This window comes from Polaromonas sp. P3_C2 (assembly GCF_056402675.1).
This window is the reverse complement of sequence record NZ_JBFUGX010000046.1, coordinates 1-11,645: the sequence shown is the minus strand read 5'-3', so window position 1 is coordinate 11,645 and position 11,645 is coordinate 1. Positions and strand designations below refer to the sequence as shown.

Below are 11,645 nucleotides of genomic sequence, written 5' to 3'. Positions count from 1 at the left end.
GGTTGCAGCAGGGCAACCACCTGGCCCGGTATCTGCGCTACCGTGATCAGCCAGGCCGACACCATGGCCGCAGCCACCAGGAACATCACGATCGCGCTGGTCTTGGCGGCGCCCACGAACAGCGGGTAGAGCTTCCTCAGCGTGAGCTCCTTGTAGACGAGTACGGAAACCAGCGTTGCGTACACCGCGGCAACCACGGCAGCCTCGGTCGGCGTGAAGATGCCGAACTTCAGGCCGAACACCACGATCAGCGGCAGCACCAGCGCCCAGGTCGACTCCTTCAACGCCACCAGGACTTCTGCGCGGCTCTTGCGCGGCGGGGCTTTCACCACTTCCTTGCGCACCAGCCACCACCAGGTCAGCCACAGCGACAGCCCCAGCAGGACACCCGGAAAAATCCCGGCCAGGAACAACTTGGARATTGACACATTGGCTGCCACACCGAAGATGACAAAGGCAATCGAAGGCGGGATGACCGGCGCGATGATGCCCGCCGATGCAATCAGCCCTGCGGAGCGCGCCTTGTCATGGCCGGCGGCCACCATCATGGGCAGTAAAAGCGACGCCAGCGCAGCCGCATCGGCCACTGCAGAGCCCGACAGCGCCGCCATGATGACTGCCGCCACGATCGTGACATAGCCCAGACCGCCCTTGATGTGGCCGACCAGGGCCATGGCGAGGTTGACGATGCGGCGCGACAGGCCACCTGCGTTCATGACCTCGCCGGCGAGCATGAAAAAGGGCACGGCCAGCAGCGGAAAGCTGTCGGCGCCGTTCACGACGTTCTGTGCCAGGATCTGCGCGTCGAACATGTCGAGATGCCACATCAATGCAGCACCACACAGCAGCAGGGAGAACGCGATCGGGATGCCCAGCGCCATGGCGGCAAGCAGCGATCCGAGGAATATAGCGATGGTCATGCCGGACCTCCTTCATGCGGTTGGTCTTCGGATTCCCTGATCATCATCAGCTCGCCGTCCCCGGTCTTGCCGCTGAGCAGCCGGATCAGATCCCGCAGCAGCAACAGGCCGCCGAGCACGGCGAACACCATGCCCGAGCCATAGAACCAGCTCATGGACACTTCCATCACGGCACTGGTGGTGGTCCAGTTGATCTTGACCTGCTCCCACGCACCGCGGAACATCAACCAGCAGGCAAAAAGCATGAGCAGATAGCTGATGCCGAGGCATATTTTTTTGCCCCTGGGCCCCAGGCGACCCACCAGCATGTCGGTGCCCAGATGCCCGCGCTCGTTGATCGCCACCACGGCACCGAGAAAGGTCAGCCAGACGAACAGCCAGCGAGACAGCTCCTCTGACAGATTGATGCCCGAGTTGAAGCCATAGCGCAACACCACGTTGCCGAACACCAGCACCACCATCAGTGCCAGGAACAGCGCAATCACGCCATCCAGCACCCGGCAAAACCGGTTTATCCATTTGTCCATGTTGTCTCCTTTTTATGCGTGGCCGCGCGCGCGGCCGTCCAGCGCCAAGCCTGTTGAGGACTGTCTTAACCCATAATGTACGAACTAGTTAGTTTTAAACGAATCAGTAGAAACCCGACATGCCCGCCCCTGGCCGGCGGCGATCCGGAACTTATTTGCGCACGAAGCGCACGATCATTTCGATGATGCTGTCGCGCCGCGCCGTCATGGCGCGTCCCGACTGTGTGTCGCTCTTGAAGATCAGCCCGAAGGTGTGCTGGTTGGACACATTGAAGAATGTCAGCGCGGAAATCGATGCATGGATGTCGATCGGGTCCAGGCCCGTACGGAATATGCCCGCCGCCACGCCGCGCTCGTAAAGCTTGCGGATGGCATCGATGGCCGGCACATTGAGTTGCTGGATGATTTTGCTTTGCGCCAGGTAGCTGCCGCGCTCCATGTTCTCGGACATCACCAGCCGGATATAGCCCGGGTTGCTGTGGTGATGGTCGAAGGTAAATCCCACCAGGCGGCGCAGCGCATCTTCCGGCAGCAGGTCTTCCAGGTGCAGTTCCGCCTCGATGCTGCGCATGCGCCGGTACGACTCCTCCAGCACGGCGAGGTACAGCCCCTCCTTGCTGCCGAAGTAGTAATAGATCATGCGCTTGCTGGTCCGGGTGGCCGCCGCGATCTCGTCGATGCGTGCGCCGCTCAGGCCCTTCTCGGCGAATTCGGCTGTGGCCACTTCGAGGATCCCGGCCATCGTGCGTGCCGGGTCGTTGGTGCGCGTGGCCGTCTGCACAACCGGGGCCTTCCTTTTGCGCGCACGCACCTTGGCCGAAGCTGCCTGCGAATGTACTGTTTCGTCCATTCGCGCAGTATAGGGGGCAGGCTGAGCTCATGTCATACCAGCGCAATGGTGATGYGTTCAATCGCGGCGCGTGTGTCGGGCCGCACGCCGCGCCACCATGCAAAGGCTTCGGCTGCCTGCTCCACCAGCATGCCCACGCCATCGGCCAGCCGCCGGGTTCCCGCGTTTTGCGCCAGGCGCAAAAACGGCGTGAGCCCTTTGCCGTACGCCAGTTCGTAGGCCAGGCAATCGGGAGCGAACACGCTCGCCGGCACCGGCGGCAGTTCGGCGCGCAGGCTTGCTGAGGTGGCATTGAACACCACGTCAAAGGTCTGCCCCGCCAGATCCGGATAGCCGCAGCCGCGGACGTTTGCCTGGGCCGCGCCCATGGCCTGTAGTTCATGTGCCCTGGCAACCGTGCGGTTGGCAATCACCAGTTCGGCCGGGGCCTGCGCGAGAAACGGCAGCAACGCGCCCCGGGCCGCTCCGCCGGCGCCCAGCAGCAGCACGCGTTTGCCTTGCAGTTGGCAGCCCAGGTTGTGCGTGACGTCGCGCACCAGGCCAACACCGTCGAAGTTTTCGGCAATCACGCGTGTGCCTTCAAACTTCATGGCATTGGCTGCCCCCGCGAGCTGCGCCCGCTCCGAGCGTTCGGTGGCATAGGCAAAGGCGTCGAGCTTGAAGGGCGCGGTAATGTTCATGCCTTTGCCGCCCAGAGCGCGGAAGGCATCCACGGCGCCGTTGAACCCGCCTGGCGGCCCTTCGATAGCCGTGTATTCCATGTCCTGCCTGCTAGCCTGCGCGAACATGCCGTGGATCAGCGGCGATTTGCTGAACCCTATCGGGTTACCGATGACGGCATAGCGGTCGGTCATGGCTGCACCTCTGCATACAGCACGCCGTCGCGCTCCATCGCGTCAATGTCGGCAGCGCTATAACCGACGCTCGCGGCGATCTCGCGGTTATGTTGGCCCATGCCGGGTGCAACGCAGGCAGGCGAGGTGTCGCACTCCGAAAACCTGAAAGGCAGGTTGGGCAGGCGTATTTTTCCCAGCACCGGGTGGTCTTGCTCAATCACCATGTTGCGTGCCTGAATTTGCGGGTCGTTCAGCACTTCCTCGATGTTCTGCACTTTGGCGCTGGGTACATCAATCGCGTCCAGCGCGGCCAGGCATTCGGCCACAGTGCGGCCCGCTACCCAGCCTTTCGCCAGGGCGAGTATTTCTGCACGGTTCTCATTGCGCCCCGCAGCGCTGTGAAAGCGCGCATCAAGCGCCAGTGCTTCACCGCCGATCAGCAGGGCAAAACGCTTCCAGGCGTCGTCGACCTGCGCGGCAATCACGAGGTAGCCGTCGCTGGCGGCAAACACGCCGTACAGCGTGCTTTGCGGCATGTCGTGGCCGGTTTGCTGCGGAATTTCCTTGCCGCCCGAGAGGGTGTAGCACTGCACCGCATAGTCGTGCATGGACACCAGGCAGTCGTACAGGGACAAGTCAATATGCTGGCCCCTGCCCGACTTGATGCGGCCCAGCAGCGCGGCACATACCGCCGCCACGCCATGGATGCCGGTATACATGTCGCCCAGTGAAACGCGCAGCAACGGCGGTGCGCTGCCGGGCTCGCCGACCATGGCCATGATGCCGCTCTTGGCCTCGGCAATCAGGCCGAAGCCGGCACGGTGCGCGTCGGGGCCGGTATGGCCATAGGCGGAGATCGAGCAGTACACCAGGCCAGGGTTGCGCCGGGACAGCTCTTCGTAGCCCAGGCCGAGTTTTTTCAATGCGCCTGGGCGGTAGTTCTCGACGAACACATCAGCTGCGTCGGTGAGCTTGTGCATCATTTCCAGGCCGCGCGGGTCCTTGAGGTTGATGCACAAACCCTTCTTGCCCATGTTCTGCTGCAAAAAGTAGCCGCTTTGTCCCTTGATGAAGTAAGCGTGGGCGCGTCCCGCGTCCCCGTCCTTGGGCCGCTCGACCTTGATGACGTCTGCGCCCATCGCTGCCAGGCAGCGCGACAAATAGGGCCCAGCCAGGAAATGGCTGTAATCGACGACGCGGATGCCCGCCAGCGGCAGCGCTTGTGTAGTTTTATCCATAAAAACCTGAGTTCATCCTTGTATAGCGTGCGCAAGCGGCTATGTTTTTGATAGCAAGTCATTTTTCAGACGATGGCCGGCGCGGCACCATCAGGCGGTGCTCGCCCTTTTGCACCACCTGCCCGGCCTGGTTGATCAGCTCGGCCGGCAGCACCACGATGCCCCAGCCCGGCTTGCTCTTCGAGGGCCGCATGCTGTCCAYACGAAACTTCACGTGCAGCGTGTCATTGATCTTGATGGGCAGCAGGAAGTCCCAGGTCCAGCCCAGCGACATGCCAGGCAGGAAGCGGTATTCGCTCTGGGTTTTCAGGCCGTCGGCAACCGACAGCCCCATCAGGCCGTGCGCAACGCGGCAGCCGAAGTGCGAGGCATTGGCGTAGGCCTCATCCATATGCACCGGCGTGAAGTCGCCGGTGAGTTCGGCGTAGGCATCAATGCGCGCGGCGGTGAAGGTATAGGACGGGCTGGTGCACTCGTCACCGACCTGTGCGTCGTCCCAGTATTTTTCCGGCGTGGCGAACTGGATGTTGGGGTTAGGCATGAGGCGCCTTTCAGGCCGTGGCGGCTCTGGGATTGACGGCCAATACAGCAGACACGCTGCCGGCACTGGCCTGGATCAGCTCGACGGCCAGGCCATCGGGCAGTTGCAGCCAGTTGCGGCCCTGGGGCAGTTGCTTGACGCCCCATGCCTTCGCCTCGGCCAAGGCGGCCTCCAGGTCGTCAACCATGATGCCCAGATGCGCCAGCCAGCCAGCGTCGTTGGATGGCGCCGCCACAAAGCCGGGCGTACTCATGAGCTGCAGGCCACCGATCGTCCAGTACTGGTGCGGTGCATCGGCGGGTCCGTCGAYCTCGCGCGCATCCATGCCCAGCACCTCCAGGAAGAAGTTGATGTGCCACTGGATGTCTTTGACGCGTACCGCAACGTGTTCTACATAAGACTTTTGTTTGTGAGGGGCCATGGTGTGCTCTTTTGAATCGCGTTGACGAGGCTGTGCGCGCTCAATACCCTTGATGCAGGCCACCAGGGCCTGGTTGACGGGCGTGGGTACGCCGCATTTCGCGCCCTGGTGCACCACCGCACCGTTCACAAAGTCGATCTCGGTGATTGAGCCCTTCTCCAGGCTTTGCAGCATCGAGGTCTTGAAGGCGTAGGGCAGGCCCTCGCCCGCCTTGACCCACGGCTGGCGCGGGTCGGTGGTGGCCAGCGTGATGCCGCTGGCTTTCGCCACCGCCATTGCTTCGGCCACGGCCGCAATGCCGCAGGCCTCAAGCTCGGGCACCTGGTACATCTCGCCATAGGGCAGGCGCGTGGCGGCGCTGACAGCGCCGGTGGCCACATTGACCAGCAGCTTGTCCCAGATGGTGCCGATGATGTTGCGGCTGACGGTGGTGTCGAGCCCGGCGGCGTTGAAGGCGGCGGCAATGCGCTGCACGCGCTCCGTGATGCGGCCGTCCAGTTCGCCCAGGTGGGTGTCCTTGCCGCGCGTTCCAATCAGCACATGCCCGGCGCCGAGCTGCGTGCCGCCCGCATAAGTTTTGCCGGCCAGCACACGCTCGCGGCCCACGATGCTGCCCAGGATGTCTTCGTGTCCCAGCCCGTTTTGCAGCGACAGAACGACCGTGTCCGGCCCCAGCAGCGACAGGGCTGCCTCCATGGCCGGGCGGGTGTCGAAGGACTTGACCAGCACGATCACCAGGTCCACCGCACCGGTGTCCATGGCCACGCCCGTAGCGGAGATCGCGGCATGCACCTGCACGCAACGGTCTATGCCGCCATCGCGCAGGATCAGCCCGCGGCTGTTCAGGGCCTCGACCTGCGCAGCATTGCGGTTGATGAGCCAGACCTCGTGGCCCGCCTCCGTCAGCACGCCGCCCAGTGCACCGCCCAGCGCGCCGGCCCCCAGAACACAAATCTTCACTGCACAACTCCTTCGTGATTCAGGAGCGAATTCTGGGTGGAGCCACCCATGTCGTCCATGCAATGAAGGCAATACTAATCATTGCGTATAACAATAGAGGTATGGAAAAAGACCTGGATCTGCTGGACATCAAGCTGCTGCGGCTGCTGGACCAGCTCTACACCACCCGCAGCGTCACCCGGTCGGCCGAGGCCTTGGGGCAAAGCCAGCCCACGGTCAGCATCTGGCTGGCGCGCCTGCGCAAGCAGCTTGGCGACCCGCTGTTTGTGCGCACGGCCGAGGGGATGCTGCCCACGCCGCGCACCGATATGCTGATTGCCACGGTGCGCGAAGTGCTGGGCGGGTTGCAGCGGCTGGCCCAGTCAGAGGCTGCCTTTGAACCGTCTACGGCGCAGCGGCGCTTTCGCATCTGCATGACCGACGCCAGCCACGTCACGCTGTTGCCCCGGCTGCTGTCCCACGTGCGGGCGGTGGCGCCGGGCGTGGCGCTGGAAGCCGCGCGTATCGATGCCGGCCTGGCGCATGCCCTGCAAGCAGGCGAGGCCGATCTGGCTGTCGGCTTTCTGCCCTGGCTCGACACCGGCTTCTACCAGCAGACGCTGTATGGCCAGGACTGGATTTGCCTGGCCAATGCCCGGCATCCGCGGGTGGGCAGCGAATTGGGCGCCGACTGGAGCCTGTCGGTCTACCAGGCTGAGGCACATATCGGCATCAGCTCCGGCACGGGCTACCAGCTGCTGGACAGTGCCCTGGCGTCACAAAACATCTCACGCCGGGTGCTGCTGGAGCTGCCGGGCTTTCTGGGCCTCTCGGCCATTTTGTCCACCACCGACCTGATCGCCACGCTGCCGCGCCACATCGGCGAAACCCTGGCCCGCGCCGCCGACCTCCAGGTGCTGCCCTGCCCGCTGGCGATTCCCGGATTTACCGTGAAGCAACACTGGCATGCCCGCTACCACCACGACCCGGCCTCCCGGTGGCTGCGCAGCGTGTGTGCCGAGTTGTTTATGAAAAGTGCCACCAGCCCTTTATAGCTGTGCGCGAGTAGCTACATTTTTTATAGCAACAAAACTCAGCGCGTCACCCGGTTGGCTTGCAGAGCCTGGATGGCGTCCTCGTCATAACCGAGCTCCCGCAGCAGTTCGCGCGTGTGCTCGCCCAGCCTGGGCGGGTTCAGGCGCACCCCGGGACGTTTGCCGCCCAGGGTCAGCGGCAGCAGCACGGTGGCGCTTTCCTGTCCCGCGCGGGCGCCGTCAGTCAAGGTGATGGGCGCCAGCCCGCCCGTGGCCTTGAGGTGCGGATCGTCAAACAAATCCTGCGGCCGGGTGATGGGCGCAAAGGGCAACGCATGCTTTTCAAACACAGCGCCCAGTTCGGAGGCGCTGTGCCCGGCCAGGTGCGAGCGCAGCAGGGGCATCAGCCACTCGCGCGCAATTACGCGCTCGTTGTTGGTCAGCAGCCGCGGGTCGGCCCGCAGCTCTTGCAGCCCAAAGGCCTCACAGAAAACGGCCCACTGCGTGTCGCTGACCACGGCCAGGAAAATCTGCTCGCCGTCCCTGACCGTGAACACGTCGTAGATCGCCCAGGCCGAAATGCGACTGGGCATGGGTGCGGCAGGCTGGCCGGTCACGGCAAACTGCATCATGTGCTGGGCCACCAGAAAGACATTGTTTTCAAACAGCGCGGCCTGCACCTCTTGGCCCTTGCCCGTCTTCTCGCGTGCGGCCAGTGCGGCCATGGCACCTATGGCGCCGAACATGCCACCCATGATGTCGTTGACGCTGCTGCCGGCACGCAGCGGGTCGCCAGCGCGGCCCGTCATGTAGGCCAGGCCACCCATCATCTGCACCACTTCGTCGAGGGCGGTGCGGTGGTCGTAGGGCCCCGGCAGAAAGCCTTTATGGCTGACATAGATCAAGCGCTCGTTGAGCTGCGAAAGACTGGCGTAATCCAGGCCAAGCTTCTTCATGGTGCCGGGCTTGAAGTTCTCGCTGACGATGTCGGCCGTGGCAACCAGCTTGAGCACCAGCTCGCGGCCCTCGGGTGTCTGCAGGTCGACGGCGATGCTTTTTTTGTTGCGGTTGAACAGGGGGAAAAATCCCGCACCGGAGCCGAGCAGCTTGCGGGTGTTGTCTCCCATGATCGGCTCGACCTTGATGACTTCGGCTCCCAGGTCGGCCAGCAGCATGCCGCAGGTCGGGCCCATGACCATATGGGTGAATTCGACGACTCGCAGGCCTGCATAGGGCAGGCCTTGTTCGCCGGATACGCTGGCTTCAGCCATGCAAACGTCCTTGTACAAAGTCTTTGGGGAGGCCCGCTTCGGGCGTCATGCCATAAAGCGGTTCGCCCGGCAATCCGGCCTTGAGCGGCTCGCGCGCAGCCATCAGTTTTGCAAGGTCCACACCCGTGGAAACGCCCATGGCTTCAAACATGAAAACCAGGTCTTCAGTGACCACATTGCCCGACGCGCCCGGTGCATAGGGGCAGCCGCCCAGGCCGCCCAGCGAAGCATCGAAGGTGCGCACGCCCTCTTCATACGCAGCCAGGCAGTTGGCCAGGCCCAGGCCACGCGTGTTGTGCATATGCGCAGCGCCTGCCTTGTTGCCAAGCTCGGCGCGCAGGCGCCTGAAGAGGCGGCGCACCTGCGCGGGGTTGGCATAACCGACCGTGTCCGACAAACCCGACTCATCAGCACCGGCAGCGACGCATTGGGCGGCCAGCCGGATCACATCGTCTTCAGGCACTACGCCCTGCAGCGTGCAGCCGAACGCTGTCGAGATGGCGGCCTCCAGCTTGACCTGCGGTGCAAGCTCACGGCGCAGGCCGGCAATGGCCCGCACTTCTTCGACCATCTCTTCGCGCGTCTTGCGCACATTGGCCTGCGAATGCGCCGCGCTGGCCGACACCGGCATGGTCAGCTTGTGCACGCCGGCCTGCAGTGCGGCTTCAGCGCCGCGGCGGTTGGGCACCAGGGCCATCACTGTGAGGCCGGGCAAGGTGAGCGCGTGCCGCACCACTTCCGCCACGTCGGCCATTTGCGGCAGCAGTTTGGCGGGAACAAACGAGCCCACCTCGATTTCGCGCAGGCCGGCCGCGTGCAGGGCTGTGATCCAGCGCAACTTGTCGGCGGTCGCCATGGTGCGCGCGACACTTTGAAGGCCATCGCGCGGGCCGACTTCACTGATCAGCACCTGGCAGGGCTGGGGGATTTGCATCGTCTTTGGTATTCTGTAAGATAGAACTATATTCTTTCTGATGGAATGATGAAGCAGGTTGCAAGCACTGTCAAGCAGGCAACCGGCACGAAAGCCCAGGAGATCGAGCCATGCCGCGCAAAGCCCAGACCGAATCCGTTGCAGACGCCCATGCCGCTCCCGGCGGTGCCGCGGCAGTGGACCGCGCCCTGTCGCTGCTGTCAGCCTTCAGGGCGGGCGACATCTCACTGGGCCTGGGGGAGTTGGCGGAGCGCACGCAGCTTTACAAGAGCACGGTGCTGCGGCTGCTGGCTTCGCTGGAGCATGCGAGGCTGGTCCAGAAACTCGGCGACGGCCGCTACGCACTGGGCGCCGAGGTGGCGCGCCTGCACGGTGTTTACGCCGCCTCGTTTTCGCTGGACCGCGTGGTGCTGCCGGTGCTGCGTGAACTGGTGGCAGCCACTGGCGAGAGCGCGGCCTACCATGTGCGCCAGGGGGAGGCCCGCCTGTGCCTGTACCGCGTGGACTCGCCGCATCCGATCCGCGACCACATCAAGGCCGGCGACCTGCTACCCGCCGACCGCGGCACGGGCGCTCGCATTTTGATAGCGTTTGGCGCAGAACGGGTAAGGGCTGGTGGCCCAAAAGACCGTCAGCTGTACGCCAGAATCCGCGAACAGGGTTACTACACGGCCGTGGGTGACCGCCTGGCCGAGGTAGCAGGCATTTCAGCGCCGGTGTTTGGGGCTGGCGGCGCACTGGCAGGCGCGCTGACGCTGACCATGCCCGACACCCGTTACAGAGAACGCCACGTCAAACCGGTACTCGAAGCAGCCCGCCGCCTGACTGGCCTGGTTTAAGCATCTGTTCGCGGTCTAAGCCTGTATTGCCGTTCAGCCCTGCGCGGCGGTGGATTCGATGCGCCACTGGATGTTGAGCGAGAACTGCTCCCCGGGCCCCAGCACGCGCAGGCCTGGCTGCCCCGGCAGATGAAAGGCGTCGATGGGCTGCGTGATGGGCTCAAAACAAAACGCGGGGCCTTGCGGCGGCCGGTAAACCAGGCAGAAGTGCTGTGCAGCACCGCCGTCGCGCGCGAAGTCCGGCATGCTGGCCGTGACCTGCAGGCCCAGCTCGGGCCATGCGATGCTGGCCTTGCCACCCCAGCCTGTGTAGCCGTTGTCGATGAGCGGGCCGTTGGCTGGCGCACCTTCGTTCAGGTTCCAGCTTGCCGGAAAGTCGGTCGTGTGCGCAACCGGCAGCGGATCGTCACCGCAGAGCCAGAGGCCCTCTACCTGCGCGGTAATCCGTGTTTGCGGGGTGCGGGGAAACCAGGGATGCACGCCCAAACCATACGGCAGCGGCTTGACGCCCAGGTGACGCACCTGCAGCTTCTGGTTCAGCCCACCATCAACCAGCCGGAAGGTCTGCACGGCTTCGTAGTCATAGGGGTTGCCGTCGAACCCATACGACACCAGCGTCATCACCAGGGTGTCGGCAGCCGGCTGCGAAACCTGCCACGGCTGCAGCCAGCCGTCGCCATGAATGGGATAGGGCTCGCCCGCGCGATTCGGGCGCATGGCGTGAAATTGCCCCTCATGCGTGAAGCCGCCACCGCTGATGCGGTTGGACCACGGCACCATGGCAAACGAAGCGGTCTGGTAGAGATCGTCCGTTTTGCCGTCCCAAGGCCGCCAGAGGTCCAGCGGCCCTTGCGGACGGTCAAGCTGCCAGGCAGCCACACTGCCGCCGAGCGAGGGAACCAGTCCCAGGCGTTGGCCGGCGTGGCGCAGCCAGACTACAGGATGTGCGGAATCGGTCATTGAAGATCTTTCACGGTGAGGGCAGGTAGATGGTGTTTTGTTCGTGATATCAGGCGCCGAACAAACCGGCAGGCAGACCCGGACTGTCAATCGCCACCGCGAACAGGCCGCCGGCCAGCGGCTGGTCTGCGAGCTGCGCGGGCGTTAGCCCGGTGCGTGCCGTGCTGATGAAAAGCGTGCGCATGTCCGGCCCGCCAATGGCGCAGGTGGTCACGTGGGTTGTCGGCAGCGGCACGCGGCACAGCTCCTGTGCAGTGACCGGGTCATGGCAGCTGATGCAGGCACCGCCCCAATGGGCAATCCACAGGCGGCCGGCGGCGTCGGTGGTCATGCCG

At 64.1% G+C, this 11,645-nt stretch carries 13 protein-coding genes and 1 pseudogene; 2 read left to right on the top strand and 12 right to left on the bottom strand.

Going from position 1 to position 11,645, the window contains the following annotated elements; genetic code table 11:
* The 8 genes and pseudogenes from AC1DWI_RS03805 to AC1DWI_RS03770 form a co-directional block, all read right to left on the bottom strand.
* On the bottom strand, nucleotides 1-920 hold a 920-nt coding region (locus tag AC1DWI_RS03805), incomplete at its 3' end, for a TRAP transporter large permease subunit (RefSeq protein WP_477724399.1).
* Complete coding sequence (locus AC1DWI_RS03800; RefSeq protein ID WP_477670672.1) at nucleotides 917-1,447, bottom strand: TRAP transporter small permease; 531 nt, start codon at nucleotides 1,445-1,447, stop codon at nucleotides 917-919. The genes AC1DWI_RS03800 and AC1DWI_RS03805, both read right to left, overlap by 4 nt.
* Nucleotides 1,448-1,598: 151 nt before the next feature.
* Entirely contained in the window at nucleotides 1,599-2,297 is a 699-nt protein-coding gene (locus AC1DWI_RS03795; protein WP_477670673.1) for a TetR/AcrR family transcriptional regulator, read from the bottom strand.
* A gap of 32 nt (nucleotides 2,298-2,329) precedes the next feature.
* Nucleotides 2,330-3,151, bottom strand: coding sequence for a shikimate dehydrogenase (aroE, locus tag AC1DWI_RS03790; RefSeq protein ID WP_477724398.1), 822 nt, complete (start codon nucleotides 3,149-3,151; stop codon nucleotides 2,330-2,332).
* The gene (locus AC1DWI_RS03785; RefSeq protein WP_477670675.1) at nucleotides 3,148-4,371 is read right to left on the bottom strand and encodes a CaiB/BaiF CoA transferase family protein; all 1,224 of its coding nucleotides are present in this window, start codon (nucleotides 4,369-4,371) and stop codon (nucleotides 3,148-3,150) included. The genes aroE and AC1DWI_RS03785 overlap by 4 nt, the downstream gene beginning before the upstream one ends.
* Before the next feature lie 58 nt (nucleotides 4,372-4,429).
* Nucleotides 4,430-4,912 carry a MaoC family dehydratase gene (locus AC1DWI_RS03780; protein WP_477724397.1) on the bottom strand — a complete coding sequence of 161 codons (483 nt, stop codon included), beginning with the start codon at nucleotides 4,910-4,912 and terminating at the stop codon, nucleotides 4,430-4,432.
* Nucleotides 4,913-4,922: 10 nt separating this feature from the next.
* Entirely contained in the window at nucleotides 4,923-5,333 is a 411-nt protein-coding gene (locus tag AC1DWI_RS03775; protein WP_477724400.1) for a VOC family protein, read from the bottom strand.
* Nucleotides 5,334-5,351: 18 nt separating this feature from the next.
* Nucleotides 5,352-6,293: pseudogene (locus tag AC1DWI_RS03770) on the bottom strand (ketopantoate reductase family protein); the annotation flags it as partial.
* Nucleotides 6,294-6,394: 101 nt separating this feature from the next.
* Here AC1DWI_RS03770 and AC1DWI_RS03765 point away from each other — a divergent pair.
* The gene (locus AC1DWI_RS03765; RefSeq protein ID WP_477670677.1) at nucleotides 6,395-7,327 is read left to right on the top strand and encodes a LysR family transcriptional regulator; all 933 of its coding nucleotides are present in this window, start codon (nucleotides 6,395-6,397) and stop codon (nucleotides 7,325-7,327) included.
* A 38-nt stretch (nucleotides 7,328-7,365) separates the two neighbouring features.
* Here AC1DWI_RS03765 and AC1DWI_RS03760 read toward each other — a convergent pair whose 3' ends face one another.
* Nucleotides 7,366-8,577 (bottom strand): CaiB/BaiF CoA transferase family protein, encoded by a 1,212-nt coding sequence (locus AC1DWI_RS03760; RefSeq protein ID WP_477670678.1) that lies wholly within the window; start codon nucleotides 8,575-8,577, stop codon nucleotides 7,366-7,368.
* Nucleotides 8,570-9,511 carry a hydroxymethylglutaryl-CoA lyase gene (locus tag AC1DWI_RS03755; protein ID WP_477670679.1) on the bottom strand — a complete coding sequence of 314 codons (942 nt, stop codon included), beginning with the start codon at nucleotides 9,509-9,511 and terminating at the stop codon, nucleotides 8,570-8,572. Before AC1DWI_RS03755 ends, AC1DWI_RS03760 begins: the two co-directional genes overlap by 8 nt.
* A gap of 110 nt (nucleotides 9,512-9,621) precedes the next feature.
* Here AC1DWI_RS03755 and AC1DWI_RS03750 point away from each other — a divergent pair, with 110 nt between their 5' ends.
* The gene (locus AC1DWI_RS03750; protein WP_477670680.1) at nucleotides 9,622-10,350 is read left to right on the top strand and encodes an IclR family transcriptional regulator; all 729 of its coding nucleotides are present in this window, start codon (nucleotides 9,622-9,624) and stop codon (nucleotides 10,348-10,350) included.
* Nucleotides 10,351-10,383: 33 nt separating this feature from the next.
* Here AC1DWI_RS03750 and AC1DWI_RS03745 read toward each other — a convergent pair whose 3' ends face one another.
* Entirely contained in the window at nucleotides 10,384-11,310 is a 927-nt protein-coding gene (locus tag AC1DWI_RS03745; RefSeq protein ID WP_477670681.1) for an aldose 1-epimerase, read from the bottom strand.
* A 49-nt stretch (nucleotides 11,311-11,359) separates the two neighbouring features.
* A partial coding sequence (locus AC1DWI_RS03740; protein ID WP_477724396.1) for an SMP-30/gluconolactonase/LRE family protein occupies nucleotides 11,360-11,645 on the bottom strand: 286 nt, incomplete at its 5' end.

Excerpts from the sequence above, each read along its gene's own strand:
- AC1DWI_RS03800 (WP_477670672.1), bottom strand. The coding sequence starts at position 1,447 with ATGGACAAATGGATAAACCGGTTTTGCCGGGTGCTGGATGGCGTGATT.
- AC1DWI_RS03795 (WP_477670673.1), bottom strand. The coding sequence starts at position 2,297 with ATGGACGAAACAGTACATTCGCAGGCAGCTTCGGCCAAGGTGCGTGCG.
- AC1DWI_RS03785 (WP_477670675.1), bottom strand. The coding sequence starts at position 4,371 with ATGGATAAAACTACACAAGCGCTGCCGCTGGCGGGCATCCGCGTCGTC.
- AC1DWI_RS03765 (WP_477670677.1), top strand. The coding sequence starts at position 6,395 with ATGGAAAAAGACCTGGATCTGCTGGACATCAAGCTGCTGCGGCTGCTG.
- AC1DWI_RS03760 (WP_477670678.1), bottom strand. The coding sequence starts at position 8,577 with ATGGCTGAAGCCAGCGTATCCGGCGAACAAGGCCTGCCCTATGCAGGC.
- AC1DWI_RS03755 (WP_477670679.1), bottom strand. The coding sequence starts at position 9,511 with ATGCAAATCCCCCAGCCCTGCCAGGTGCTGATCAGTGAAGTCGGCCCG.
- AC1DWI_RS03750 (WP_477670680.1), top strand. The coding sequence starts at position 9,622 with ATGCCGCGCAAAGCCCAGACCGAATCCGTTGCAGACGCCCATGCCGCT.
- AC1DWI_RS03745 (WP_477670681.1), bottom strand. The coding sequence starts at position 11,310 with ATGACCGATTCCGCACATCCTGTAGTCTGGCTGCGCCACGCCGGCCAA.